General features: G+C 60.4%; 22 protein-coding genes. 12 read left to right on the forward strand and 10 right to left on the reverse strand.

Going from position 1 to position 25,221, the window contains the following annotated elements:
* The first annotated feature begins 23 nt into the window (after nucleotides 1-23).
* From dnaA to JN524_RS10395, 5 genes are all read left to right on the forward strand, one after another.
* Nucleotides 24-1,547: a chromosomal replication initiator protein DnaA gene (dnaA, locus tag JN524_RS10375; RefSeq protein ID WP_041073598.1), complete on the forward strand. Its 1,524-nt coding sequence runs from the start codon at nucleotides 24-26 to the stop codon at nucleotides 1,545-1,547.
* A 39-nt stretch (nucleotides 1,548-1,586) separates the two neighbouring features.
* Nucleotides 1,587-2,690 carry a DNA polymerase III subunit beta gene (dnaN, locus tag JN524_RS10380; RefSeq protein WP_003220202.1) on the forward strand — a complete coding sequence of 368 codons (1,104 nt, stop codon included), beginning with the start codon at nucleotides 1,587-1,589 and terminating at the stop codon, nucleotides 2,688-2,690.
* A 14-nt stretch (nucleotides 2,691-2,704) separates the two neighbouring features.
* Nucleotides 2,705-3,808, forward strand: coding sequence for a DNA replication/repair protein RecF (recF, locus tag JN524_RS10385; protein WP_003220208.1), 1,104 nt, complete (start codon nucleotides 2,705-2,707; stop codon nucleotides 3,806-3,808).
* A gap of 5 nt (nucleotides 3,809-3,813) precedes the next feature.
* Nucleotides 3,814-6,231: a DNA topoisomerase (ATP-hydrolyzing) subunit B gene (gene gyrB, locus JN524_RS10390; RefSeq protein ID WP_007960764.1), complete on the forward strand. Its 2,418-nt coding sequence runs from the start codon at nucleotides 3,814-3,816 to the stop codon at nucleotides 6,229-6,231.
* A 201-nt stretch (nucleotides 6,232-6,432) separates the two neighbouring features.
* The gene (locus JN524_RS10395) at nucleotides 6,433-8,502 is read left to right on the forward strand and encodes a DUF6311 domain-containing protein (RefSeq protein WP_237403012.1); all 2,070 of its coding nucleotides are present in this window, start codon (nucleotides 6,433-6,435) and stop codon (nucleotides 8,500-8,502) included.
* 37 nt (nucleotides 8,503-8,539) lie between these two features.
* On the opposite strand, the gene JN524_RS10400 is transcribed toward JN524_RS10395, so the two are convergent.
* Nucleotides 8,540-9,259: a response regulator transcription factor gene (locus tag JN524_RS10400; RefSeq protein WP_202369285.1), complete on the reverse strand. Its 720-nt coding sequence runs from the start codon at nucleotides 9,257-9,259 to the stop codon at nucleotides 8,540-8,542.
* Nucleotides 9,260-9,427: 168 nt separating this feature from the next.
* Here JN524_RS10400 and JN524_RS10405 point away from each other — a divergent pair, with 168 nt between their 5' ends.
* A complete protein-coding gene (locus JN524_RS10405) occupies nucleotides 9,428-10,960 on the forward strand; it encodes a sensor histidine kinase (protein WP_202369286.1) in 1,533 nt (510 codons plus the stop codon).
* Between the two features lie 168 nt (nucleotides 10,961-11,128).
* Here the strand turns inward: JN524_RS10405 and JN524_RS10410 are convergent, their stop codons facing one another.
* From JN524_RS10410 to glyQ, 4 genes are all read right to left on the reverse strand, one after another.
* Complete coding sequence (locus JN524_RS10410; RefSeq protein ID WP_027610279.1) at nucleotides 11,129-11,908, reverse strand: lysophospholipid acyltransferase family protein; 780 nt, start codon at nucleotides 11,906-11,908, stop codon at nucleotides 11,129-11,131.
* 82 nt (nucleotides 11,909-11,990) lie between these two features.
* The gene (gmhB, locus tag JN524_RS10415) at nucleotides 11,991-12,530 is read right to left on the reverse strand and encodes a D-glycero-beta-D-manno-heptose 1,7-bisphosphate 7-phosphatase (RefSeq protein ID WP_167797055.1); all 540 of its coding nucleotides are present in this window, start codon (nucleotides 12,528-12,530) and stop codon (nucleotides 11,991-11,993) included.
* 4 nt (nucleotides 12,531-12,534) lie between these two features.
* Nucleotides 12,535-14,589: a glycine--tRNA ligase subunit beta gene (glyS, locus tag JN524_RS10420; protein ID WP_202369287.1), complete on the reverse strand. Its 2,055-nt coding sequence runs from the start codon at nucleotides 14,587-14,589 to the stop codon at nucleotides 12,535-12,537.
* A complete protein-coding gene (gene glyQ, locus JN524_RS10425; protein WP_003187265.1) occupies nucleotides 14,586-15,539 on the reverse strand; it encodes a glycine--tRNA ligase subunit alpha in 954 nt (317 codons plus the stop codon). The genes glyS and glyQ overlap by 4 nt, the downstream gene beginning before the upstream one ends.
* A gap of 81 nt (nucleotides 15,540-15,620) precedes the next feature.
* Here glyQ and JN524_RS10430 point away from each other — a divergent pair, with 81 nt between their 5' ends.
* The 3 genes from JN524_RS10430 to JN524_RS10440 all read left to right on the forward strand — a co-directional run bounded on the left by JN524_RS10430 (nucleotide 15,621) and on the right by JN524_RS10440 (nucleotide 17,456).
* Nucleotides 15,621-16,178 carry a DNA-3-methyladenine glycosylase I gene (locus JN524_RS10430; protein WP_202369288.1) on the forward strand — a complete coding sequence of 186 codons (558 nt, stop codon included), beginning with the start codon at nucleotides 15,621-15,623 and terminating at the stop codon, nucleotides 16,176-16,178.
* 40 nt (nucleotides 16,179-16,218) lie between these two features.
* Complete coding sequence (locus tag JN524_RS10435) at nucleotides 16,219-17,106, forward strand: lysophospholipid acyltransferase (protein ID WP_027610276.1); 888 nt, start codon at nucleotides 16,219-16,221, stop codon at nucleotides 17,104-17,106.
* A gap of 110 nt (nucleotides 17,107-17,216) precedes the next feature.
* Nucleotides 17,217-17,456: a PilZ domain-containing protein gene (locus JN524_RS10440; RefSeq protein WP_007960749.1), complete on the forward strand. Its 240-nt coding sequence runs from the start codon at nucleotides 17,217-17,219 to the stop codon at nucleotides 17,454-17,456.
* A 1-nt stretch (nucleotide 17,457) separates the two neighbouring features.
* Here JN524_RS10440 and JN524_RS10445 read toward each other — a convergent pair whose 3' ends face one another.
* The 5 genes from JN524_RS10445 to def form a co-directional block, all read right to left on the reverse strand.
* A complete protein-coding gene (locus JN524_RS10445) occupies nucleotides 17,458-17,772 on the reverse strand; it encodes a tetratricopeptide repeat protein (RefSeq protein ID WP_202369289.1) in 315 nt (104 codons plus the stop codon).
* A gap of 101 nt (nucleotides 17,773-17,873) precedes the next feature.
* Nucleotides 17,874-19,250: a Trk system potassium transporter TrkA gene (gene trkA / locus JN524_RS10450; protein ID WP_003220233.1), complete on the reverse strand. Its 1,377-nt coding sequence runs from the start codon at nucleotides 19,248-19,250 to the stop codon at nucleotides 17,874-17,876.
* 22 nt (nucleotides 19,251-19,272) lie between these two features.
* Nucleotides 19,273-20,583 (reverse strand): 16S rRNA (cytosine(967)-C(5))-methyltransferase RsmB, encoded by a 1,311-nt coding sequence (rsmB, locus tag JN524_RS10455; RefSeq protein ID WP_202369290.1) that lies wholly within the window; start codon nucleotides 20,581-20,583, stop codon nucleotides 19,273-19,275.
* Entirely contained in the window at nucleotides 20,580-21,539 is a 960-nt protein-coding gene (gene fmt, locus JN524_RS10460; RefSeq protein WP_202369291.1) for a methionyl-tRNA formyltransferase, read from the reverse strand. The genes rsmB and fmt overlap by 4 nt, the downstream gene beginning before the upstream one ends.
* Nucleotides 21,540-21,596: 57 nt before the next feature.
* Nucleotides 21,597-22,103, reverse strand: a complete 507-nt coding sequence (gene def, locus JN524_RS10465) for a peptide deformylase (RefSeq protein WP_027610272.1) — start codon at nucleotides 22,101-22,103, stop codon at nucleotides 21,597-21,599.
* Between the two features lie 159 nt (nucleotides 22,104-22,262).
* Between def and JN524_RS10470 the strand changes: the two genes are divergently transcribed.
* The 3 genes from JN524_RS10470 (at nucleotide 22,263) to JN524_RS10480 (ending at nucleotide 25,081) form a co-directional block, all read left to right on the forward strand.
* Nucleotides 22,263-23,288, forward strand: coding sequence for a LysM peptidoglycan-binding domain-containing protein (locus tag JN524_RS10470; RefSeq protein ID WP_139055031.1), 1,026 nt, complete (start codon nucleotides 22,263-22,265; stop codon nucleotides 23,286-23,288).
* 82 nt (nucleotides 23,289-23,370) lie between these two features.
* Nucleotides 23,371-24,468: a DNA-processing protein DprA gene (dprA, locus tag JN524_RS10475; RefSeq protein WP_202369292.1), complete on the forward strand. Its 1,098-nt coding sequence runs from the start codon at nucleotides 23,371-23,373 to the stop codon at nucleotides 24,466-24,468.
* A gap of 55 nt (nucleotides 24,469-24,523) precedes the next feature.
* Nucleotides 24,524-25,081 (forward strand): L-threonylcarbamoyladenylate synthase, encoded by a 558-nt coding sequence (locus JN524_RS10480; protein ID WP_003220243.1) that lies wholly within the window; start codon nucleotides 24,524-24,526, stop codon nucleotides 25,079-25,081.
* Nucleotides 25,082-25,221: the final 140 nt, after the last annotated feature.

Below are 25,221 nucleotides of genomic sequence, written 5' to 3' on the forward strand. Positions count from 1 at the left end.
GGCTTTCAACTTAGGGGATATCCGTGTCAGTGGAACTTTGGCAGCAGTGCGTGGAGCTTTTGCGCGAGGAGCTGCCTGCCCAACAATTCAACACCTGGATCCGTCCACTACAGGTCGAAGCCGAAGGCGACGAGTTGCGCGTCTACGCACCGAACCGTTTTGTGCTGGACTGGGTCAACGAAAAGTACCTCGGTCGCGTCCTTGAACTGCTGGATGAGCACGGCAACGGCATGGCGCCAGCGCTTTCCTTATTAATAGGCAGCAAACGCAGCTCGGCACCGCGTGCCGCGCCGAATGCGCCCTTGGCCGCTGCGCAGGTGTCTCAGGCTCAGGCCAATACCGCGCCGGCCAGTGCCCCAGCCCCTGCTCCAAGTGCAGCCCCGGCGAAGCGCTCGACGCAGAAAACCGAGGAAGTCAGTGAAGAGCCTTCCCGCGACAGCTTCGACCCGATGGCCGGTGCAGCCTCGCAACAGGCCCCGGTTCGCGCCGAACAGCGCACGGTGCAGGTCGAAGGCGCGCTCAAGCACACCAGTTACCTGAACCGCACCTTCACCTTCGAGAATTTCGTCGAAGGCAAGTCCAACCAGCTTGCCCGCGCGGCGGCCTGGCAGGTGGCGGACAATCCCAAGCACGGCTATAACCCGCTGTTCCTTTATGGCGGCGTCGGCCTGGGTAAAACCCACTTGATGCACGCAGTGGGTAACCATCTATTAAAGAAGAACCCGAATGCCAAGGTCGTGTACCTGCATTCCGAGCGTTTCGTGGCCGACATGGTCAAGGCGCTGCAGCTGAACGCGATCAACGAGTTCAAGCGTTTCTACCGTTCGGTGGACGCTCTGCTGATCGACGATATTCAGTTCTTCGCCCGTAAAGAGCGGTCCCAGGAAGAGTTTTTCCACACCTTCAACGCTTTGCTTGAAGGGGGCCAGCAGGTCATTCTCACCAGTGACCGCTACCCGAAAGAAATCGAAGGCCTTGAAGAACGCCTCAAATCCCGCTTCGGCTGGGGCCTGACGGTTGCCGTCGAACCGCCGGAGCTGGAAACCCGCGTGGCGATCTTGATGAAGAAGGCCGACCAGGCCAAAGTCGAGTTGCCTCACGATGCGGCGTTCTTCATCGCCCAACGAATTCGTTCCAACGTCCGTGAGTTGGAAGGTGCGCTGAAACGCGTGATCGCCCACTCGCACTTCATGGGCCGCGACATCACCATCGAGTTGATCCGCGAATCACTGAAAGACTTGTTGGCACTGCAGGACAAACTGGTCTCTGTGGATAACATTCAGCGCACTGTCGCCGAGTACTACAAGATCAAGATTTCCGACCTGCTGTCCAAGCGCCGTTCGCGCTCGGTGGCACGTCCGCGTCAGGTGGCCATGGCGCTGTCCAAGGAGCTGACCAACCACAGCCTGCCGGAAATCGGCGATGTGTTTGGTGGTCGCGACCACACGACGGTGTTGCACGCCTGCCGCAAGATCAACGAACTTAAGGAATCCGACGCGGACATCCGCGAGGACTACAAGAACCTGCTGCGTACACTGACCACTTGATGAACACCAGCGCAGCTTATTAAGGCAAGGGACTAGACCATGCATTTCACCATTCAACGCGAAGCCCTGTTGAAACCCCTGCAACTGGTCGCAGGCGTCGTCGAGCGCCGACAGACCTTGCCGGTACTGTCCAACGTGCTGCTGGTCGTCGATGGCCAGCAACTGTCGCTGACCGGTACCGACCTGGAAGTCGAGCTGGTCGGTCGCGTGCAACTTGAAGAGCCGGCCGAAACCGGTTCCATCACCGTGCCTGCGCGCAAGCTGATGGACATCTGCAAGAGCCTGCCCAATGACGCGCTGATCGACATCAAGGTCGACGAGCAGAAGCTGGTCGTGAAGGCCGGTCGTAGCCGTTTCACCCTGTCGACCCTGCCGGCCAACGATTTCCCGACGGTTGAAGAAGGCCCGGGTTCGCTGACCTGCAGCCTGGAGCAGAGCAAACTGCGTCGACTGATCGAACGCACCAGCTTCGCCATGGCCCAGCAGGACGTGCGCTACTACCTCAACGGCATGCTGCTTGAAGTCTCGGCCGGTGTGATCCGCGCCGTGGCCACCGACGGTCACCGTCTGGCGATGTGCTCGATGCAGGCCGATATCGGACAGCCGGATCGCCACCAGGTGATCGTGCCGCGTAAAGGTATCCTCGAACTGGCGCGTCTGCTCACCGAGCCGGATGGGAACGTCAGCATCGTTCTGGGTCAGCACCACATCCGCGCCACCACCGGCGAATTCACCTTCACTTCGAAGTTGGTCGACGGCAAGTTCCCGGATTACGAGCGCGTTCTGCCGAAGGGCGGCGACAAGCTGGTACTGGGCGATCGTCAGGCCCTGCGTGAAGCGTTCAGCCGTACCGCAATTCTGTCCAACGAGAAATACCGTGGTATCCGTCTGCAACTGGCTAACGGTCAGTTGAAGATCCAGGCCAACAACCCGGAGCAGGAAGAAGCGGAAGAAGAAGTGGGCGTTGAATACAACGGCGGTTCGCTGGAAATCGGCTTCAACGTGAGCTACCTGCTCGACGTGCTGGGCGTGATGACCACCGAACAGGTTCGCCTGATCCTGTCCGACTCCAACAGCAGTGCGCTGGTGCAAGAGTCTGACAATGACGACTCGGCTTATGTTGTCATGCCGATGCGTCTGTAATCAGCTGATTCTGGATGTCCTTAAGTCGTGTTTCGGTCACCGCGGTGCGCAATCTGCACCCGGTGACCTTCTCCCCCTCTCCCCGCATCAACATTCTTTACGGCGCCAACGGCAGCGGCAAAACCAGTGTTCTGGAAGCCATTCATCTGCTGGGGCTTGCCCGTTCGTTTCGTAGCACGCGGCTGTTGCCGGTCATCCAGTACGAGCAACTCGCCTGCACCGTGTTCGGTCAGGTCGAATTGGCCGAGGGTGGCCACAGCGCGTTGGGGATATCTCGCGACCGTCAGGGCGAGTTTCAGATCCGCATCGACGGGCAGAACGCTCGCAGTGCCGCGCAACTGGCCGAGATCCTGCCGCTGCAACTGATCAACCCCGACAGCTTCCGCCTGCTCGAAGGTGCGCCGAAGATTCGCCGGCAGTTTCTCGATTGGGGCGTGTTCCACGTCGAACCGCGTTTCATGGCGACCTGGCAGCGTTTGCAGAAGGCCTTGCGCCAGAGAAACTCCTGGCTGCGGCATGGTACACTTGACGCCGTTTCGCAAGCGGTTTGGGACAGGGAACTGTGCCAGGCTAGCGCTGAAATCGATGAATACCGCCGCGCTTACATCAAAGCTTTGAAACCAGTCTTTGAACAAACCTTGAGCGAACTGGTTGAGCTTGAAGGTTTGACGCTCAGCTATTACCGAGGCTGGGACAAGGACCGGGAATTGAGTGCCGTACTGGCTGGCTCCGTGCAACGGGACCAGCAAATGGGTCATACCCAGGCCGGACCGCAACGGGCTGATTTGCGCCTTAGATTGGGCGCACACAATGCCGCGGACATCTTGTCCCGGGGTCAGCAGAAGCTGGTGGTCTGTGCCCTGCGGATAGCCCAGGGGCATCTGGTGAGCCAGGCTCGTCGCGGTCAGTGTATTTATCTGGTGGATGACTTGCCGTCCGAGCTGGACGAGAGCCACCGTCGTGCGCTGTGCCGCTTGCTGGAAGACTTACGCTGCCAGGTTTTTATCACCTGTGTAGATCACGAATTATTGAGGGAAGGCTGGCAGACGGAAACGCCAGTCGCTCTGTTCCACGTGGAACAGGGCCGTATCACCCAGACCCACGACCATCGGGAGTGAAGGCATTGAGCGAAGAAAATACGTACGACTCAACGAGCATTAAAGTGCTGAAAGGCCTGGATGCCGTACGCAAACGTCCCGGTATGTACATTGGTGACACCGACGATGGCAGCGGTCTGCACCACATGGTGTTCGAGGTGGTCGACAACTCGATCGACGAAGCCCTCGCCGGCCACTGCGACGACATCAGCATCATCATTCACCCGGATGAGTCCATCACCGTCAAAGACAACGGCCGTGGCATCCCGGTAGACGTGCACAAAGAGGAAGGCGTTTCCGCCGCTGAGGTCATCATGACCGTCCTCCACGCTGGCGGTAAGTTCGACGATAACTCCTACAAGGTATCCGGCGGTCTGCACGGTGTAGGTGTGTCGGTAGTGAACGCCCTGTCCGAAGAGTTGGTACTGACCGTACGCCGCAGCGGCAAGATCTGGGAACAGACCTACGTCCACGGTGTGCCTCAGGCTCCTATGGCAATCGTTGGCGACAGTGAAACCACAGGTACCCAGATCCACTTCAAGGCTTCCAGCGAAACCTTCAAGAATATTCACTTCAGCTGGGACATCCTGGCCAAGCGCATTCGTGAACTGTCCTTCCTCAACTCCGGTGTCGGCATCGTCCTCAAGGATGAGCGCAGCGGCAAGGAAGAGCTGTTCAAGTACGAAGGCGGCCTGCGTGCATTCGTTGAATACCTGAACACCAACAAGACTGCGGTCAACCAGGTGTTCCACTTCAACATCCAGCGTGAAGACGGCATCGGCGTGGAAATCGCCCTGCAGTGGAACGACAGCTTCAACGAGAACCTGTTGTGCTTCACCAACAACATTCCGCAGCGCGACGGCGGTACTCACCTGGTGGGCTTCCGTTCCGCACTGACGCGTAACCTGAACAACTACATCGAACAGGAAGGTCTGGCGAAGAAGCACAAAGTCGCGACCACCGGTGACGATGCCCGTGAAGGCCTGACCGCGATCATCTCGGTAAAAGTGCCGGATCCGAAGTTCAGTTCGCAGACCAAAGACAAGCTGGTGTCTTCCGAAGTGAAGACCGCGGTCGAGCAGGAGATGGGCAAGTACTTCTCCGACTTCCTGCTGGAAAACCCCAACGAAGCCAAGCTGGTCGTCGGCAAGATGATCGACGCGGCCCGTGCCCGTGAAGCGGCGCGCAAGGCCCGTGAGATGACCCGCCGCAAAGGCGCGCTGGACATCGCCGGCCTGCCGGGCAAGCTCGCTGACTGCCAGGAAAAAGATCCTGCGCTGTCCGAACTGTACCTCGTGGAAGGTGACTCCGCGGGCGGCTCTGCCAAGCAGGGACGTAACCGCAAGACCCAGGCGATCCTGCCGCTGAAGGGCAAGATCCTCAACGTCGAGAAAGCACGCTTCGACAAGATGATCTCGTCCCAGGAAGTGGGCACGCTGATCACTGCACTCGGCTGCGGTATCGGTCGCGAAGAGTACAACATCGACAAGCTGCGCTATCACAACATCATCATCATGACCGATGCTGACGTCGACGGTTCGCACATCCGTACCTTGCTGCTGACCTTCTTCTTCCGTCAGTTGCCGGAGCTGATCGAGCGCGGCTACATCTACATCGCCCAGCCGCCGCTGTACAAGGTCAAGAAAGGCAAGCAAGAGCAATACATCAAAGACGACGACGCCATGGAAGAGTACATGACGCAGTCGGCCCTGGAAGATGCGAGCCTGCACCTGAACGAAGAGGCCCCGGGCATTTCCGGTGAAGCGCTCGAGCGTCTGGTGAACGACTTCCGCATGGTGATGAAGACCCTCAAGCGTCTGTCGCGCCTGTACCCGCAGGAGCTGACCGAGCACTTCATCTACCTGCCGGCCGTGAGCCTGGAAATGCTCGGCGACCACGCCAAGATGCAGGACTGGCTGGCTCAGTACGAAGTGCGTCTGCGCACCGTCGAAAAGTCGGGTCTGGTCTACAAGGCCAGCCTGCGTGAAGATCGTGAACGCGGCGTTTGGCTGCCAGAGGTCGAGCTGATCTCCCATGGCCTGTCGAACTACGTCACCTTCAACCGCGACTTCTTCGGCAGCAACGACTACAAGACCGTCGTCACCCTCGGCGCTCAACTTAGCACCCTGCTCGACGAAGGCGCGTACATCCAGCGTGGCGAGCGCAAGAAAGCCGTCACCGAGTTCAAGGAAGCCCTCGACTGGCTGATGGCCGAAAGCACCAAGCGCCACACCATCCAGCGTTATAAAGGTCTGGGCGAAATGAACCCGGATCAGCTGTGGGAAACCACCATGGACCCAAGCGTGCGCCGTATGCTGAAAGTCACCATCGAAGACGCCATTGGCGCGGATCAGATCTTCAACACCCTGATGGGTGATGCGGTCGAACCTCGCCGTGATTTCATCGAGAGCAATGCGCTGGCGGTGTCCAACCTGGATTTCTAAGGTTGCCGACGCTGCTCAGGAAAAGCCCGCGCAAGCGGGTTTTTTTTTGCGTTCAATTTCGTCTTGAGGCGCGATACGATGCGGCTCTTGCGTCGCAGACAGGCGGCGGCCGGATTGTAGAAAAACGACTAAAAAAAGAGCAATCAATTGACTCATCAATGCGTAACGAAGGATTCCGTTAGACGTCCATGGGTCAATGCGTTGCCCCTGCTGCTGGGGGTTGTGGCGTTTTTTTTCGTCATCGGCCCCAGGGCGTTGAACCCGCAAAATATTGCATGGCTGGGCAGTAGTGATCCCGCTACCCACTACCTGGGCTGGGTGTTCTTCAGGCATTCGCCCTGGTCGTGGCCGCTGGGGCTCAATCCCTCCTATGGCCTGGAGCTGAGTAGCGCGATCATCTTCTCGGACTCGAACCCGCTGCTGGCGTTGATCTTCAAACCTTTTGCCGCGTGGCTGCCCGAGCCTTTCCAGTATTTTGGTCTGTGGTTGCTGACCTGCTTTGTTCTGCAGAGCTGGTTTGCCTGGAAACTGATGGGGCTGGCTACCAGTAATACGACCTTACGTTTGTTGGGCACTGCGCTGTTTCTCTTCAATCCGGCGATGATAGTGCGCATGGGTGTGCATCTTTCCCTTGCGGGGCATTTTCTGCTTCTGGCCGCGCTGTATCTTGCTCTGCGACCCGAGAATGGCAGGCGAACCGTGGGGTGGGGACTGCTGCTCTGTACATCGGCTCTTGTGCACGCGTATTTACTGGCGATGATCGCGTTGCTCTGGATTGCCGATCTGCTGCACCGGACAATTGATAGGCAATTAGCCGGACGCAAAGTGGTTGCCGAGCTGATCTGTCTGCTGGCGCTGACAGCAGTTTGCTGCTGGCAAGCAGGTTATTTCACCATTCAAGGTAATGGCCTGGCTTCTTTCGGCTTCGGATTGTTTCGAGCTAATGCGTTGACGTTCTTTACATCTGCTGGCTGGTCATATGTATTGCCCTCACTGCCGGGGGTGCCAGGTGACAGCGATGGCATTGCCTTTCCGGGGCTTGGGATAATATTTTTACTCGCCTGTGTGTCGCCGCTGGTGCTGACACGCAACAACAGGATTCTGACCGCTGTAAGCAAACGATGGGTATTGTTGCTGGCATTGCTCGGTCTGACGGTTTTTGCATTTTCCAACAAGGTCGGCGTAGGCTCGCTCGAGTTCGACTACTGGTTGCCAGACTCCGTTATTGCAATGGCGAGTGTCTTTCGTGCATCGGGGCGGATGATCTGGCCTGTCATGTACGCAGCGATCTTCGCTGTAGTCGTTCTGATTGCCCGTGAGCATCGGCCTCGCACCGCGATTCTGCTGCTGGCTGTGGCCATGGTTATTCAAGTCGCCGACACCCGGGCAGGCTGGGCAAACACGCGTCGCCATCTGATGGCATCGCCGACCAAGGAATGGCCAAGCGCATTGGTCGATCCCTTCTGGCACAACGCGGCGTCACACTATCAGAAGGTGCGGTGGGTAATTCCTCAAAATTTTTCCACCCACTGGATGATGCTTTCCGATTATGCGGGAAAGTATCACCTGGCGACGGATGCGGTTTATCTGGGGCGGGTAAGTGCATTGGCTCAGGAGACGGCGCAGCGTACTGCAAGCCTGAGGCTTGAGTATGGTCGCTATGATTCCGACACCTTGTACGTGCTCGATCAGCGCGCGGCGCTTCAAGCTGCAGTCAACCTTGATCGCAAGGCAGATGTCCTGACCCGTATCGACGGCTTCTATGTGTTGGCACCAGGCTGGAAACGCTGCGCTGATTGTCCTGCCATCAGCGCTACGCATCCGCAAGAGCTTATTCCGACATTCCAGCCAGGTGAAAAACTACAATTCACCGATACCAGTGCAGGATCCGCCGGCCTTGCCAGCGGCTGGTGGATCTCTGACGACTGGGGTACCGGTTCAGTGGGAACAGACGCAGAAATCATCTTGAGACCGAAGAGCGGTGTGACTTCGTTGTCGCTTGAAGCCAACGCGTTTGTGGCGGAATCACACCCGCGCCAAACGGTGGATATCAGCATCAACAACGTGCCAGTCGTCTCTGCCAACCTGACTGACGCCAGCAAAAACACAATCGACATCAACCTGCCCGCCGAGGTCCAGGCGCTCGTCGCTCAGCAAGGCGTTCTGCGTATCCAGCTGCATTTTCCGCTGGCAATCAGCCCGCATGACCTGGGCTGGAGCGAAGACACCCGCAAACTGGCGATCGGCTTGCTGGCGCTGACCTTTCATTGAACAAGGGGGCCAACGCAATGCCGTTGGCCTGCCCTTCTCACTCGCTTGTTGCTGCGACGCTCTCCAACCGATATCCATACCCATAAATCGTCAGCAACTGCCAACCACGATCCGCCGTCAGCCCCAGCTTGTTGCGCAGGCGATAGATGTGCGTATCCAGCGGTCGTGACGAAGCGACTTCTTCGTGGGGCCAGAAGCGTTCGTACAGGTACTCCCGCGACAACGGCCGACCCAGGTTACTGAACAGGCAGCGCGCCAGGCGGTATTCACGCTCCGTCATGACCACGGCCTTGCCCTCGCGGGTGACGCTCAGTTCGGCGTCGTCGAAGGTCAGGTCATTGAAGCTCAGGACTTCGGCAGCGCTGCTGCGTTGCTGGCTGTGCCGGCGCAGTACGGCGGCGACTCGGGCTTTCAGCTCGTTGGGGCGGAACGGTTTGCTGACATAATCGTCAGCCCCGGCGTTCAGCGCCTGGACGATATCGCTTTCGCCGTCGCGGCTGGTCAGCATGATCGCGGCGGGAGGCGCCTCCATGTGTTCGCGGGTCCAGCGCAGCAGCGCCAGGCCGGTCAGATCGGGCAGTTGCCAGTCGAGGATCAGCAGGTCGAAGGTGTCCCGGCGCAATTGGCGCAACAGATCCTCGCCTCGTTCAAAGCTGTGCAACGACCAGGGCTGGTCTCCCTCCGTAGCCATCTGCTGCAGGGTTTGCTCGACCCGACGCAGTTCGGCGGGTTCATCGTCCAGTATCGCAACGCGCATACGCGTGGGTTCCTTGTCGCTTGGGCAGTGGCCGGCAACCCTGAAGGCTTGGCCTGTGCGGTAAAAGTAAGCAGTCCACCATCGGTCGACGTCCGCTATGATTCTTCGGATCTACATCCTCAGACCTGTGGCCCATGAAACCATTCACTGTCCCCTGCCCTGTTTGTCATGAATAGCCCGCGTCGGCGTGAAAGCCGCGAGCCAAGTCAGGTCCAGCGTCTGTTTCGACGGCTGGTGCGTGAGTGGTTGTGGATAAGTCTAGTGCTATTGCCGCTGACTGCCTTGTTGTCGTATCGCGCGCAGATCAATCTGCATGATGTGGTACCGATGTGGAGTGCGCTGCTTTCGGTAGGGCTGGTAGCCTGCGTACTCGGATTGCTGCTGTGGCGCCCGCGCTGGGCGATCTGGGTGACATCGTGCGGTGTGGCTTGTGTGCTGCTGACCAGCGCCGGGCTGGCGGAAGTTCGGCACTGGTGGTCACCGACGCCGGCTGCGCTGGGCATGTTGTTCGGCTACCTGATCTGGAACTGGCGGCGCCTGAGTGTGGTGCTGACGTACTTTGGCTGGGAGCTGGCGCGGCTGGACCGCGAGCCGAAAGTGTTCCCCGAACGGCGCCGCGCAAAATTCACCAGCGCAGACCAGTTACAGGGGCAGATCATGGCGCTGGAACAAGCCATGAGCCGCACGCGCGATACCCGGCGCTTCATTGCCGACGGTCTGGAATACCTGCCGGTGGCGACGCTGATCAGCGATCCCAAAGGGCAGATCCTGTTGGGTAACCGCAAGGCCCGGGTATTGTTCGATCACCCGCTGGTGGGCGAGGACGTTCTTGAGCAATTGGCCCGCCTCGGTTATCCGGAATTATCCACAGCACCACACCCGGCCTTATCAGCCCTGCCCTTGCTGGAGTTTCGCGATCACAAGGAGCGCAGCCTGCGTCTGGAGCGTGCGGCACTGTTGCCGGTGGATGGCGATACGCCGATCGGCTGGCTACTGAGCCTCACCGACCTGAGCGCCGAACGCGCTGCCGAAGAACAGCGCGGGGTCTTGCTGCGTTTTCTTTCCCACGATCTGCGCGCCCCGCATTCGGCGATTTTGGCGCTGCTCGATGTGCATCGCCATCAGGCCGGAGCAGATTCACCGCTGTTCGAGCAGATTGAGCGCCAGGTGCGCCGGGCGCTCGATCTGACTGACGGTTTCGTTCTGTTGGCGCGGGCCGAGTCCGAGGCTTATCAGTTCCAGCCCAGTCTGTTCGCGATGCTGGTGCTGGACGTACTGGATCAGGCGCTGCCCATTGCTCAGCAGAAAAGCATCAAACTGCTGCACACGATGGACGAACAATCCCAGGAGCGTCTGATCAACGCTGACCAGGGCCTGCTGACCCGCGCCTTGTTCAACCTGCTGGAGAACGCCATCAAGTACAGCCCGGTCGGTACCACGATCAAGTTGAACGTCAGTTGCCGGGGTGAGTGGCTATGCTGTGAATTGACCGATCAGGGCAAAGGCATTGCCGCCGAGGAGCTGCCGGATCTGTTCACCCAGTACCGGCGCTTTTCGTCGGCGCAGGGGATTGATGGCGTCGGGTTGGGGCTGTCGATGGTCAAGGCAGTAGTCGACCATCATGGCGGTAACATCGAGTGCCACAGTATCGTCGATCAAGGCACCACGTTCCGGCTGCAGTTACCGCTGATCTGCGAGTGAACAGGCACAAAAAAACCGGCTATATCAGCCGGTTTTTTTACTTCCGAAAAAAACTTATGCACCTTTTACGGTGTTTTATGAGCTTGAGAAATATATAAGTAAATCAATCGGTTACTTTCAAGATTCAGGCTTTTTCAACAAAACCGTACACAGGTTATCCACAAAATCTCAGACAGCCACCTGATCATTCGCGGCAGGCGCCTGCGGTGCTGGTGGCAGCGAACCCATTTCGCGCTGGGTCTGTTCGTTCCAGGCCTGTACCCGGTCGTTCAGTTCGGCGATGGCGCGCGGACCAGTGCCTTCGGCATACATCGGCTCACCGATGACCACGGTGATCACGCCCGGCGTCTTGCCCCAGCCGATTTTCGGCCAGAACTTGCCGGCATTGTGTGCAATCGGTAGCACCGGAAGCGCCGCATTTACCGCCAACGCGCTGCCACTGCGCGAGAACTTGCCGACGGTGCCGTAAGGAACGCGGGTGCCCTCAGGGAAGATCAATACCCAGACGTTATCCTTGAGCAGTTCATCGCCCTTGGCCGCGACTTGTTTGAGCGCCGCTTTCGGGTTGTCGCGGTCAATCGCGATCGGCCGCAGCATGGCCATGGCCCAACCGAAGAACGGTACGTAGAGCAATTCACGCTTGAGCACTTGGCTCAAGGGCGAGAAATAAGCAGAGAGAAAGAACGTCTCCCAGGTGCTCTGGTGGTTCGACTGAATCACGCAGGGCCGATCCGGCACGTTTTCCGCGCCTTTGATCTCGTAACGAATGCCGAGAAACACCTTGGTCAACCACAAGGCGCAACGGCACCAGTACACGTTGATGAAACGATAGCGCGCCTTGAATGGCAAAAAGGGCGCGATAAAAAAGCTCAGGCTGCACCACAGCAAGGCAGTGGTGCCCAGCAGCAGGTAAAAGAGAAAAATTCTGATGGCCTGCAGTATCGACATGGCGACGTTTACCGTTACGGGCGATGCCCGACTGTTCAAGCGCACTCCCGATCAATCCCTGGTCAGGAACTTCAGAAGCACTCTAGTTGTGGATAAGTTCTGCGGCAATCGCCGCCAGATCGTCAAAAATCAGGGTGCCGACCGGAAGGGTCTTGCCCAGAGTTTTTTCGCCTTTCCCGGTCTTTACCAAAACGGGCTGTGAATCGACGGCTTTGGCGGCCTCCAGGTCACCAAGGCTGTCGCCGACGAACCAGACATTCGTCAGCGTCACGTTGTAATGCGCCGCGATGGTTTGCAACATCCCCGGCTTCGGCTTGCGGCAATCGCAACCCTCGTCCGGACCATGCGGGCAGTACACGATCAGCCCGACTTCACCGCCCTGCTCTGCCACGAGCGTGCGCAGGCGCGCGTGCATGGCGTCGAGGGTGGCAAGGTCGTAATAGCCGCGAGCAATGCCCGACTGGTTGGTGGCGACCGCCACCGTCCAGCCGGCCTTGCTCAACTGCGCAATCGCCTCGATCGAGCCGGGCAGTGGAATCCACTCCTCCACCGACTTGATGTAAGCGTCGGAGTCGTAATTGATCACTCCGTCCCGATCGAGAATCAGCAGTTTCAACAGCAATCCCTCAACCCAACAGCGAAATGTCGGCAACCCCGAGGAACAGACCACGCAGACGCGCGAGCAGCGCGTAGCGGTTGGCCCGGACCTTGGCGTCTTCGGCATTGACCATCACCGCGTCGAAGAACGCATCCACCGGCTCACGCAATGCCGCCAGACGCGCCAGCGATTCGTTGTACTGACGCGCTGCGGCCATTGGCTGCACCGCCTGATCCGCTTGCTGAATCGCCGAGTACAGCGAGAACTCGTTGGCGTTGTCGAAGTACTTGGCCTCGACCACGGTCGGCACCGAGCCTTCAACCTTGCTCAACAGGTTCGATACACGCTTGTTCACCGCTGCCAGCGCTGCCGCTTCCGGCAGTTTGCGGAAGGCCTGAACCGCTTGCACACGCTGGTCGAAGTCCAGCGCCGAACCCGGCTTCAGGGCACGTACCGACAGGTAAGTGGCGACATCGACGCCCTCGTCTTCGTAACGCGCACGCAGACGGTCGAAGATGAATTCCAGCACCGCGTCGTTCAGACCGGCAGCCTTGACCTTGGCACCGAACGCATTCACGGCGAAAGCCACGGCGTCGTTCAGGTCCAGATCCAGTTGTTTCTCGATCAGGATGCGCAGCACGCCGAGGGCCGCACGGCGCAGGGCATACGGGTCTTTGCTGCCGGTCGGCAGCATGCCGATACCGAAGATCCCGACGAGGGTATCGAGCTTGTCGGCGATCGCGACGGCCGCACCGGTCAGGGTCGCCGGCAGTTCAGCACCGGCACCGCGTGGCATGTACTGCTCGTTCAGCGCCAGCGCGACGTCTTCCGGCTCGCCGTCATTGAGCGCGTAGTAGTAGCCGGCGACACCTTGCATCTCCGGGAACTCGCCGACCATTTCGGTGGCCAGGTCGCACTTCGACAGCAGGCCGGCACGGGCCGCCCACGAAGCGTTGCCGCCGATTCGCGCGGCGATGTAGGCCGCCAGTTTCGAAACGCGCTCGGCCTTGTCGTAGACGCTGCCGAGTTTTTCCTGGAACACCACGTTCTTCAGGCGATCATTGAAGGCTTCGAGTTTCTGCTTCTTGTCTTGCTTGAAGAAGAACTCGGCGTCGGTCAGGCGTGGGCGAACCACTTTCTCGTTACCGGCGATGATCTGCTGCGGGTCTTTGGATTCGATGTTGGCGACGGTGATGAACCGTGGCAGCAACTTGCCGTCGGCATCCAGCAGGCAGAAGTACTTCTGGTTGTCCTGCATGGTGGTGATCAGTGCTTCCTGCGGCACGTCGAGGAAGCGTTCCTCGAACGAGCAAACCAGCGGCACCGGCCATTCGACCAGCGCGGTCACTTCATCCAGCAGCGCCGGCGGCACGATCGCGGTGCCTTCCTGACGGGTCGCCAGTTCTTCGGTGCGCTTGCTGATGATCTCGCGACGCTCGTTGGCATCGGCCAGCACGTAGGCGGCACGCAGGTCGGCCAGGTAGCTCGACGGCGAACCGATGCGCACGCTTTCCGGGTGGTGGAAACGGTGACCACGGGAGTCGCGGCCAGCCTTCTGCGCGAGGATGGTGCAGTCGATGACCTGGTCACCGAGCAGCATGACCAACCACTGGGTCGGACGCACGAACTCTTCCTTGCGCGCACCCCAACGCATGCGTTTCGGGATCGGCAGGTCGTTCAGCGAATCTTCGACGATGGTCGGCAGCAGGCTCGCGGTCGGCTTGCCGGCGATGTTCTGGCTGTAGCGCAGTTTCGGACCGCTCTGGTCGATTTCGCTCAGCTCGACGCCGCACTTCTTGGCAAAGCCCAGGGCTGCCTGAGTCGGGTTGCCTTCAGCGTCGAACGCAGCCTGACGCGGCGGGCCGTCGAGGTTGATGCTGCGATCCGGTTGCTGGGTGGCCAGCGCCGTGATCAGCACGGCCAGACGCCGCGGTGCGGCGTAGACGGTTTTGCTTTCGTAGCTCAGGCCGGCAGCTTGCAGGCCCTTGTCGATACCGGCGAGGAACGCTTCAGCCAGAGTGTTCAGGGCTTTTGGCGGCAGTTCTTCAGTGCCCAGTTCAACCAGAAAATCTTGCGCACTCATTGTGCAGCCTCCAGCTTGGCCAGTACTTCGTCACGCAGGTCCGGGGTCGCCATCGGGAAGCCCAGCTTGGCGCGAGCCAGCAGGTAGGCTTGCGCAACGGAACGCGCCAGGGTGCGTACGCGCAGGATGTATTGCTGACGCGCGGTCACCGAGATCGCCCGGCGCGCATCCAGCAGGTTGAAGGTATGCGAGGCCTTCAGGACCATTTCGTAGCTTGGCAACGGCAGCGGCTGGTCGAGCTCGATCAGGCGCTTCGCTTCGCTTTCATAGAAGTCGAACAGTTCGAACAGTTTGTCGACGTTGGCGTGTTCGAAGTTGTAGGTGGACTGCTCCACTTCATTCTGGTGGAACACGTCGCCGTAGGTCACCTTGCCGAACGGGCCGTCAGCCCAGACCAGGTCGTAGACCGAGTCCACGCCCTGCAGGTACATGGCCAGACGCTCCAGACCGTAAGTGATCTCGCCGGTCACCGGGTAGCACTCGATGCCGCCGGCCTGCTGGAAATAAGTGAACTGAGTCACTTCCATGCCGTTGAGCCAGACTTCCCAGCCCAGACCCCAGGCGCCCAGGGTTGGCGATTCCCAGTTGTCTTCGACGAAGCGGATGTCGTGGACCAGCGGGTCCAGGCCGACATGCTTGAGCGAGCCCAGGTACAGTTCCTGGAAGTTGTCCGGGTTCGGCTTCAGCACGACCTGGAACTGATAGTAGTGCTGCAGACGGTTCGGGTTTTCCCCGTAGCGGCCGTCAGTCGGACGGCGGCTTGGCTGCACATACGCGGCGTTCCAGGTTTCCGGGCCGATGGCGCGCAGGAAGGTCGCGGTGTGGAAAGTGCCGGCGCCTACTTCCATATCGTAGGGCTGAAGTACCACACAACCTTGCTCGGCCCAGTATTGCTGGAGCGCGAGGATCAAGTCTTGGAAGGTACGCACGGCTGGCGTAGGCTGGCTCACGAAATTCACCTGTTTCTTGGGCTGCGATTTAAAGAGCGGGAGTATACCCGATTCAGTCGCACCTCCACCCCCTGGAGCCTTATGCCACGCTGCTTTTGGTGTACCGAAGATCCGCTGTACATGGCTTATCACGATCAGGAGTGGGGCACGCCGCTACGCGATGCGCAGGGTTTGTTCGAGTTGCTTTTGCTCGAAGGGTTCCAGGCCGGGCTGTCGTGGATCACCGTGCTGCGTAAACGCGAGCGCTACCGCGAGGTGTTGTACGGCTTCGACGTGCAGCGTGTGGCGCAGATGAGCGACGCCGAAATCGACGAACTGATGCTCGATCCGGGGATCATCCGCAACCGCCTCAAACTCAATGCCGCCCGGCGCAACGCCCAGGCCTGGCTGGCGCTGGAAGATCCGGAGGTGTTTCTCTGGTCGTTCGTCGGCGGCCAACCGATCATCAATCATTTCAAGGATCGCAGCGAAGTCCCGGCGATCACTCCCGAAGCGCTGACAATGAGCAAAGCCCTGAAAAAGGCCGGTTTCACCTTCGTCGGCCCGACCATTTGCTACGCACTGATGCAGGCTTCGGGCATGGTCATGGATCACACTCAGGACTGCGACCGCTACGCGCAGTTGGTCAACGGCGGTTAGAATGGCCGCCTTGCGCACAGCACAAAATCAGGAGTGACCTGTGGAAAAGTTTAAAGGCGCCTTGCTGGTAGGCGCTCTGCGGCTGTTTGCCCTGCTGCCATGGCGGGCCGTGCAGGCCGTGGGTTCGGCGATCGGCTGGATCATGTGGAAAACCCCCAACCGCTCCCGCGATGTGGTGCGGATCAACCTCGCCAAATGTTTTCCACAGATGGATCCGGCCGAACGTGAGCGCCTGGTCGGCCAGAGCCTCAAAGACATCGGTAAATCCCTGACCGAAAGTGCCTGCGCGTGGATCTGGCCGGCCCAGCGTTCGATCGATCTGGTGCGCGAAGTCGAAGGCCTCGACATCCTCAAGGATGCGCTGGCCTCGGGCAAAGGCGTGGTCGGCATCACCAGCCACCTGGGCAACTGGGAAGTGCTCAACCACTTCTATTGCAGCCAGTGCAAACCGATCATTTTCTACCGCCCGCCAAAGCTCAAGGCTGTGGATGAATTACTGCGCAAGCAACGCGTGCAGCTGGGCAACAAGGTCGCTGCCTCCACCAAGGAAGGCATCCTCAGCGTCATCAAGGAAGTGCGCAAAGGTGGTGCAGTGGGCATTCCGGCTGACCCGGAACCGGCCGAATCCGCGGGGATCTTCGTGCCGTTCTTCGCCACTCAGGCATTGACCAGCAAATTCGTGCCGAACATGCTCGCCGGCGGCAAAGCGGTCGGCGTATTCCTGCATGCCCTGCGCCTGCCGGACGGCTCTGGCTACAAAGTGATCCTCGAAGCGGCGCCAGAAGCCATGTACAGCACCGATACCGAGGAATCCTGCGCGGCCATGAGCAAGGTGGTCGAGCGTTACGTCGCGGCGTATCCGAGTCAGTACATGTGGAGCATGAAGCGCTTCAAGAAACGTCCGCCGGGCGAAGCGCGCTGGTACTGAGCAAGTTGGCACACTCTGTGGATAACCCGTAGGAGCTGCCGCAGGCTGCGATCTTTTGATCTTGCTTCTGCGGCTTATCCACAACCCCGTTCATTCAAGGGCGCATAAAGATGTCCGAACAGCGCAAATCCTTCCGCATCAAGATCACCCACGACAGCTTCGGTGAATGCCTGGGGCAGACGCGCAATCTGTCGGCCACCGGCGTGTACGTGCAGCATCCGCGCCTGGCGTCATTGCCCAAGGGTGCAGTGGTTTATGGCCAGGTGCAGGATTTACCCACAGGCGCGCCGCGGGTGCGAATGGAAGTGGTGACGGTGGATGCCGAGGGCATCGGCCTGCGTTATCTCTAGCTTATTGCGCCTGACGGTCGAGTTTCTTCAGAAACACCGTCATTCCCTTCTCGGCCTGCTTGTCGCCATGGGCGCGGGCGGCTTCCAGACCTTGTTCCCACGCCTGCCGCGCGGCCGCGTGATCGCCGAGTGCAAGTTGCGCTTTGCCCAATAGCTTCCACGCCGCCGAGTACTTCGGATCGAAGTCGACGCAGCGCTGTAAATGCTCGGCGGCCTTGGCGTTCTCTCCCAAATCCAGATAACCCTTGCCGAGACCGAAGCGCAGCAATGAGTTATCCACACCCTTGGCGAGCATTTTTTCCAGGGATTCGAGCATGGGCCTACTCCTTTTCAAGATCAAAAGATCGCAGCCTCCGGCAGCTCCTACAGCGATCGGTGTAGGAGCTGCCGAAGGCTGCGATCTTTGCTTTTGGTTGATCAGAAGAAGCTGAGACCCACATGAAACAGCTTCTCAACATCACGAATGTGCTTTTTATCCACAAGGAACAGAATCACATGGTCGCCGGTTTCGATCACCGTATCGTCGTGGGCGATGATCACTTCTTCGTTGCGGATGATCGCGCCAATCGTGCTGCCCGGTGGCAGGCCGATTTTCTCGATCGGCCTGCCGATGACTTTGCTCGACTTCGCATCACCGTGGGCAATCGCCTCGATGGCTTCCGCCGCACCCCGGCGCAATGAGTGCACGCTGACGATATCGCCACGCCGTACGTGAGCCAGCAAGGTGCCGATGGTCGCCAGTTGCGGGCTGATGGCGATGTCGATATCGCCGCCCTGAATCAGATCGACGTAAGCCGGGTTGTTGATGATCGTCATCACTTTCTTCGCGCCCAGCCGTTTGGCCAGCAGCGACGACATGATGTTGGCTTCGTCATCGTTGGTCAGCGCAAGGAAGATGTCGGCGTCGGCAATGTTCTCTTCCAGCAGCAGATCACGGTCCGACGCACTGCCCTGCAGCACCACGGTGCTGTCGAGGGTGTCGGAGAGATAGCGGCAGCGGGCCGGGTTCATCTCGATGATCTTCACCTGATAGCGGCTTTCGATGGCCTCGGCCAGACGCTCGCCGATCTGCCCGCCACCGGCAATCACGATGCGCTTGTAGGTTTCGTCGAGACGGCGCATTTCGCTCATCACCGCGCGAATATTCTCACGGGCGGCGATGAAGAAGACTTCGTCATCGGCCTCGATCACCGTATCGCCCTGCGGCAGGATCGGCCGGTCGCGGCGGAAAATCGCCGCGACACGCGTCTCGACATTCGGCATGTGCTCGCGCAACTGGCGCAGTTGTTGGCCCACCAGCGGCCCGCCGTAATAGGCGCGCACCGCCACAAGTTGCGCCTGGCCTTCGGCGAAGTCGATCACTTGCAGCGCGCCCGGATGCTGGATCAGGCGCTTGATGTAGTTGGTCACCACCTGCTCGGGGCTGATCAGCACGTCGACCGGAATCGCTTCGTTCTGGAACAGCTGTTCTTCGCGATTGAGGTAGGACGCTTCGCGCACCCGGGCGATTTTGGTCGGGGTGTGGAACAGGGTGTGCGCGACCTGGCAGGCGACCATGTTGGTCTCGTCGCTGTTGGTCACCGCCACCAGCATATCGGCATCGTCGGCGCCGGCCTGGCGCAACACCGACGGCAGCGAGCCGCGGCCCTGAATGGTGCGGATGTCGAGACGGTCGCCGAGGTCGCGCAGGCGTTCGCCATCGGTGTCGACCACGGTGATGTCGTTGGCTTCGCTCGCCAGGTGTTCAGCCAGCGAACCGCCGACCTGTCCCGCACCGAGGATGATGATTTTCATCCAGTCACTCCATTGAATCCGTTTAGCCGCGCGCGGCAGCGATCTTGATCAGCTTGGCGTAGTAGAACCCGTCATGCCCGCCCTGCTGGGCCAGCAATTGGCGACCATGGGGCTGTTTGATCCCGGCCGTGGTGGCCAGGTCGAGTTCGCGGGCACCGGGCGTACGCTCAAGGAACGCGGCAATGACTTCGGTGTTCTCGGTCGGCAAGGTCGAGCAAGTGGCGTAGAGCAGGATGCCGCCGACTTCGAGGGTTTTCCACAGGGCGTCGAGCAGTTCGCCTTGCAGTTGCGCGAGGGCAACGATGTCGTCCGGCTGACGGGTCAGCTTGATGTCCGGGTGACGGCGGATCACGCCGGTGGCCGAGCATGGCGCGTCGAGCAGGATGCGCTGGAACGGCTTGCCGTCCCACCACGCGGCGGTATCGCGACCATCGGCAGCGATCAGTTCGGCGCTCAGCCCCAGCCGCTCAAGGTTTTCCTTTACGCGCACCAGACGCTTGGCTTCCAGATCCACCGCCACCACGCCGGCCAGCGCCGGTTCGGCTTCGAGGATGTGGCAGGTCTTGCCGCCGGGGGCGCAGCAGGCGTCGAGCACCCGTTGGCCCGGGGCCAGATCAAGCAGATCGGCGGCCAGTTGCGCGGCTTCATCCTGCACGCTGATCCAGCCTTCGGCAAAACCCGGCAGGCTGCGCACGTCGGCGGCGGCTTCAAGGACGATGCCGTCGCGGCTATAGACGCAGGGCGTGGCAACGATGCCGGCGTCGCTGAGCAAGCCGAGGTAGGCATCGCGGCCGTGATGCCGGCGGTTGACCCGCAGGATCATCGGTGGATGCGCGTTGTTCGCCGCGCAGATCGCTTCCCATTGCTCCGGCCAGAAGGCTTTCAGGGATTTTTGCAGCCAGCGCGGGTGGGCGGTGCGCACCACCGGATCGCGCTCCAGCTCGGCGAAAATCGTCTCGCTTTCGCGCTGGGCATTGCGCAGCACGGCGTTGAGCAAACCCTTGGCCCACGGCTTTTTCAGCTTGTCCGCGCAACCGACGGTTTCGCCGATGGCCGCGTGCGGCGGCACGCGGGTGTAGAGCAGTTGATAGAGACCGACCAGCAGCAGCGCCTCGACATCGGCGTCGGCAGCCTTGAACGGCTTCTGCAGAAGTTTTTCCGCCAGCGCCGACAGCCGTGGCTGCCAGCGCGCGGTGCCGAACGCCAGATCCTGGGTGAAGCCGCGATCACGGTCTTCGACCTTGTCCAGTTGCGTCGGCAGGGAGCTGTTCAACGAAGCTTTGCCGCTGAGCACGGCGGCGAGTGCCTTGGCGGCGGCCAGACGCGGGTTCATTGCGCGTCCACCACGGCGCCGAGCACGGTGCCGACGGCGAATTTCTCGCGGCGGCTGTTGAACAGGTCGCTGAAGTTCAGCGCCTTGCCGCCGGGCAGCTGCAGGCGGGTCAGGCACAGCGCCTGCTCACCGCAGGCCACGATCAGGCCGTCCTTGCTGGCGCTGAGTATTTCACCCGGTGCGCCTTTGCCGTCAACCAGCGTCGCGGCCAATACCTTCAGCGCTTCACCGTTGAGGGTGCTGTGGGTAATCGGCCAGGGATTGAAGGCGCGTACCAGACGCTCCAGCTCAACCGCCGGACGGCGCCAGTCGAGGCGCGCTTCGTCCTTGTTCAGTTTGTGGGCGTAGGTGGCGAGTTCGTCGTTCTGCACTTCGCCTTCGAGGGTCTCAGCGGCCAGGCCGGCAATTGCCTGAACCACGGCGGGCGGGCCCATTTCGGCGAGACGGTCGTGCAGCGTGCCACCGGTGTCATCGGCGCTGATCGGGGTCACGACCTTGAGCAGCATCGGCCCGGTGTCGAGGCCGGCTTCCATGCGCATCACGGTCACGCCGCTTTCGGCATCACCGTGTTCCACGGCGCGCTGGATCGGCGCCGCACCGCGCCAGCGTGGCAGCAGGGAGGCGTGGCTGTTGATGCAGCCCAGACGCGGAATATCCAGCACCGCTTGCGGCAGGATCAGGCCGTAGGCGACCACCACCAGCAAGTCCGGTTTCAGCGCGGCCAGCTCGGCTTGAGCGTCAGCGTTGCGCAGGGTCGGCGGCTGCAACACCTGGATATTATTTTCCAGGGCCAACTGTTTGACCGGGCTCGGCATCAGTTTTTGCCCGCGACCGGCCGGACGATCCGGTTGGGTGTAGACCGCAACGATCTCGTAAGGGCTGTCCAGCAGGGCCTTGAGGTGCTCGGCGGCAAATTCCGGAGTGCCGGCAAAAACGATGCGCAGTGGCTCAGTCATGAAGGGAATCTCACAAAAAGAAAAAGGCTTGCCGCAGCAAGCCTTTGAAGAGGGGCATCAAGCGTTCTGGCGGTGGAGCTTTTCCAGTTTCTTCTTGATCCGGTCGCGTTTGAGCGTGGACAGGTAATCGACGAACAACTTGCCGTTGAGGTGGTCGCATTCGTGCTGGATGCACACCGCGAGCAGGCCTTCGGCGATCAGTTCGTAAGGCTGGCCGTCGCGGTCCAGCGCCTTGATCTTGACCTTCTGCGGGCGGTCGACGTTTTCGTAGAAGCCCGGCACCGAGAGGCAGCCTTCCTGATACTGATCCATCTCGTCGGTCAGCGATTCGAACTCGGGGTTGATGAACACCCGGGGTTCGGTGCGGTCTTCGGAAAGGTCCATCACGACGATACGTTTGTGCACGTTGACCTGGGTCGCGGCGAGGCCGATGCCCGGCGCTTCATACATTGTTTCAAACATGTCATCGACCAACTGACGCACTTCGTCGTCCACTACAGCCACAGGCTTGGCGATAGTACGCAGACGCGGGTCCGGGAATTCGAGGATGTTTAAAATGGCCATAGGCTGATTGCTGCACGTATTGAGTAAAGTCGGGTCGATGGCCTGGCAGGTCCGAAGATGCAGGCTACCGTTGTGAAGCGTAGCTAATGCAATTTGCAGTAGCGAGCCACGGGGGCTCTGACGGTTCACGCGAACGCACATGATAAAGGGATTCGCTGCATGAGGAAAACACTACTCGCCCTGCTGCTTCTGGCTTCGGCCGCGGCTGCGCAAGGGCAAGTGCAACTCAGGGATGGTTTTCCACAGCAATACACGGTGGTTTCGGGAGACACCCTCTGGGACATTTCCGGCAAATACCTGCGCGAGCCCTGGCAATGGCCACAGCTGTGGCGGGCCAATCCGCAAATCGAAAACCCCAACCTGATCTACCCCGGCGACACGCTGACGCTCCGTTACGTCAACGGCCAGCCGCAGCTGACCCTCAATCGCGGCGAGTCACGGGGCACCATCAAGCTGTCGCCGCGCATCCGCACCAGCCCGGTGGCCGAGGCGATTCCGAGCATTCCGCTGAAATCAATCAACAGTTTCCTGCTGAGCAACCGCATCGTTGACAAGGTCGAGGACTTCGACAAGGCGCCGTATATCGTCGCCGGCGATGCCGAGCGCGTGTTGAGTGGCACTGGCGACCGGATCTTCGCCCGGGGCCACTTCGATCCGAATCAACCGGTGTACGGCATCTTCCGCCAGGGCAAGGTCTACACCGACCCGCAGACCAAGGAGTTCCTCGGGATCAACGCCGACGATATCGGTGGCGGTGAAATCGTCGCCACCGAAGGCGACGTCGCCACCCTCGCCCTGCAACGCACCACCCAGGAAGTACGTCTGGGCGATCGTCTGTTCAGCGGCGAAGAGCGCTCGATCAATTCGACTTTCATGCCCAGCGCCCCGAGCACCAACATCAACGGCCTGATCATCGACGTGCCGCGTGGCGTTACGCAGATCGGCGTGATGGACGTGGTCACCCTGAACAAAGGCAAGCGCGACGGTCTGGCCGAAGGCAATGTGCTGGTGGTGATGAAAACCGGGGAAACCGTGCGCGACCGGGTCACCGGCCAGCCGCTGAAAATTCCCGATGAACGGGCCGGTCTGCTGATGGTGTTCCGCACCTACGACAAGCTCAGTTACGGCCTCGTACTCAACGCATCGCGCTCGCTGGCGGTGCTCGACAAGGTGCGAAATCCTTAGCAGGCTTCACAAGTTACCAACAGAGTTATCCACAGCTTGTTCCGAATGGTTCGGGACTTATAACGATCAAGGATGATCCACGATGCTGTCTGCCTGTACGCCGCTTTCGCCTGCGGAACTGGAAGCGCGTTTGCGCCTGCACCGCCTGCCGGAAATCGGTCCGAAACGTTTTGCCAAACTGCTTGAAGCCTTCGGCTCGGCGTCAAAAGCCCTGAGCGCGCCGGCTAGTGCCTGGCGAGCGCTGGGTCTGCCAGCGGCGTCGGCCGAGGCCCGACGCAGCCCGCAAGTGCGCGACGGCGCCAGCCATGCATTGCGCTGGCTAGAGCGGCCCGGCCAGCATCTATTGATGTTGGACCAAGCGGATTATCCGGCGCTGCTGGCGCAGATCCCTGACCCGCCACCGCTGTTGTTCGTCGCCGGTGATCCGCTGATTCTGGAAAAACCGCAACTGGCGATGGTCGGCAGTCGCAGCGCGTCGCGCCCGGGAATGGATACCGCCGCCGCGTTTTCCCGCAGCCTCGCCGGGGCCGGTTTTGTCATCACCAGTGGCTTGGCGCTGGGTATCGATGCGGCTGCGCATCAAGCGGCTCTGGACGTCGGCGGGCAAACCGTCGGCGTACTCGGCACGGGTCTGGAAAAGTTTTATCCACAGCGCAATTGTCGACTGGCCGACGCGATGATTGCCTCGGGCAGCGCAGTGGTTTCTGAGTTTCCACTGGACGCCGGGCCGACGGCGAGCAACTTTCCCAGGCGCAACCGGATCATCAGCGGTTTGTCCCTCGGTGTGCTGGTGGTCGAGGCGAGTGTCGCCAGCGGTTCACTGATCACCGCTCGGCTGGCGGCGGAACAGGGCCGCGAGGTGTATGCGATTCCCGGCTCGATCCATCACCCCGGCGCACGCGGTTGCCATCAGTTGATCCGCGACGGCGCGGTGCTGGTGGAAACCATCGAACACATTCTCGAAGCCCTGCGCGGCTGGCAGCATTTGCCGTTATCCACAGACTCGCCGGATTCCGCGCATCCCTTGCTTGATCTGCTGCACGCCGCGCCGCACACCAGCGAAGCCTTGGTCGAGAGCAGCGGCTGGGCGTTGCCCAAAGTCCTCGCGGCGCTCACCGAGCTGGAAATGGACGGCCGCGCAGTGTGTGAAAACGGTCGCTGGCTGGCGAGGACACGCTAGGTTTTACAGGGAAGATCGGTAAACTGCGCAAAACCTGTTTTCGGAGAGTTTTTTCATGGTCAACAGTTGGCGTGTGCAACAAGCCGCACGAGAGATTCGCGCCGGGGCGGTGATTGCCTATCCAACCGAAGCCGTCTGGGGGCTGGGTTGCGACCCGTGGAACGAAGAGGCAGTGGATCGTCTGTTGGCGATCAAGAACCGTTCGGTGGACAAGGGCCTGATCCTGGTCGCCGACAACATCCGCCAGTTCGACTTCCTGTTCGAAGACTTCCCGCAAGAGTGGCTCGACCGCATGGCCAGCACCTGGCCGGGGCCGAACACTTGGCTGGTGCCGCATCAGAACCTGTTGCCGGAATGGGTGACGGGCGTGCATGACACGGTGGCGCTGCGGGTCAGCGATCACCCGCAGGTGCGGGATCTGTGCTCGATGGTCGGGCCGCTGATTTCCACCTCGGCCAACCCGCAGGGGCGGCCGGCGGCGCGCACGCGGTTGCGCGTCGAACAGTATTTCCGTGGGCAGATCGACCTGATTCTTGGCGGTCAACTGGGCGGGCGCAAGAACCCCAGCGTGATTCGCGATCTGGCAACCGGCAAGGTCATTCGTCCCGACTGATCCTGCGTCGAAAACCTTTACCGTGAGTCTTCCTCGCCTTGATGGTGAGGAGGACTACGCGCGCCTGCGATTTATCCCGCAATGACGCCAGTTTCTCTGTCGGAAAAGTCGCCAAGTCCCCAGATTCATTGGCTTTTCCC

It is taken from the genome of Pseudomonas sp. MWU318 (genome assembly GCF_016756945.1).
GTDB classification, from domain to species: Bacteria; Pseudomonadota; Gammaproteobacteria; order Pseudomonadales; family Pseudomonadaceae; genus Aquipseudomonas; species Aquipseudomonas putida_A.

What these genes read in the sequence shown, in the direction of transcription:
- JN524_RS10480 (WP_003220243.1), top strand. Translation starts at nt 24,524, where the DNA reads ATGGTCAACAGTTGGCGTGTGCAACAAGCCGCACGAGAGATTCGCGCC.
- JN524_RS10445 (WP_202369289.1), bottom strand. Translation starts at nt 17,772, where the DNA reads ATGCTCGAATCCCTGGAAAAAATGCTCGCCAAGGGTGTGGATAACTCA.
- JN524_RS10430 (WP_202369288.1), top strand. Translation starts at nt 15,621, where the DNA reads ATGCCACGCTGCTTTTGGTGTACCGAAGATCCGCTGTACATGGCTTAT.
- trkA (WP_003220233.1), bottom strand. Translation starts at nt 19,250, where the DNA reads ATGAAAATCATCATCCTCGGTGCGGGACAGGTCGGCGGTTCGCTGGCT.
- recF (WP_003220208.1), top strand. Translation starts at nt 2,705, where the DNA reads ATGTCCTTAAGTCGTGTTTCGGTCACCGCGGTGCGCAATCTGCACCCG.
- JN524_RS10400 (WP_202369285.1), bottom strand. Translation starts at nt 9,259, where the DNA reads ATGCGCGTTGCGATACTGGACGATGAACCCGCCGAACTGCGTCGGGTC.
- JN524_RS10440 (WP_007960749.1), top strand. Translation starts at nt 17,217, where the DNA reads ATGTCCGAACAGCGCAAATCCTTCCGCATCAAGATCACCCACGACAGC.
- def (WP_027610272.1), bottom strand. Translation starts at nt 22,103, where the DNA reads ATGGCCATTTTAAACATCCTCGAATTCCCGGACCCGCGTCTGCGTACT.
- dnaN (WP_003220202.1), top strand. Translation starts at nt 1,587, where the DNA reads ATGCATTTCACCATTCAACGCGAAGCCCTGTTGAAACCCCTGCAACTG.
- dprA (WP_202369292.1), top strand. Translation starts at nt 23,371, where the DNA reads ATGCTGTCTGCCTGTACGCCGCTTTCGCCTGCGGAACTGGAAGCGCGT.
- JN524_RS10410 (WP_027610279.1), bottom strand. Translation starts at nt 11,908, where the DNA reads ATGTCGATACTGCAGGCCATCAGAATTTTTCTCTTTTACCTGCTGCTG.
- fmt (WP_202369291.1), bottom strand. Translation starts at nt 21,539, where the DNA reads ATGACTGAGCCACTGCGCATCGTTTTTGCCGGCACTCCGGAATTTGCC.
- JN524_RS10470 (WP_139055031.1), top strand. Translation starts at nt 22,263, where the DNA reads ATGAGGAAAACACTACTCGCCCTGCTGCTTCTGGCTTCGGCCGCGGCT.
- rsmB (WP_202369290.1), bottom strand. Translation starts at nt 20,583, where the DNA reads ATGAACCCGCGTCTGGCCGCCGCCAAGGCACTCGCCGCCGTGCTCAGC.
- glyS (WP_202369287.1), bottom strand. Translation starts at nt 14,589, where the DNA reads ATGAGTGCGCAAGATTTTCTGGTTGAACTGGGCACTGAAGAACTGCCG.
- JN524_RS10405 (WP_202369286.1), top strand. Translation starts at nt 9,428, where the DNA reads ATGAATAGCCCGCGTCGGCGTGAAAGCCGCGAGCCAAGTCAGGTCCAG.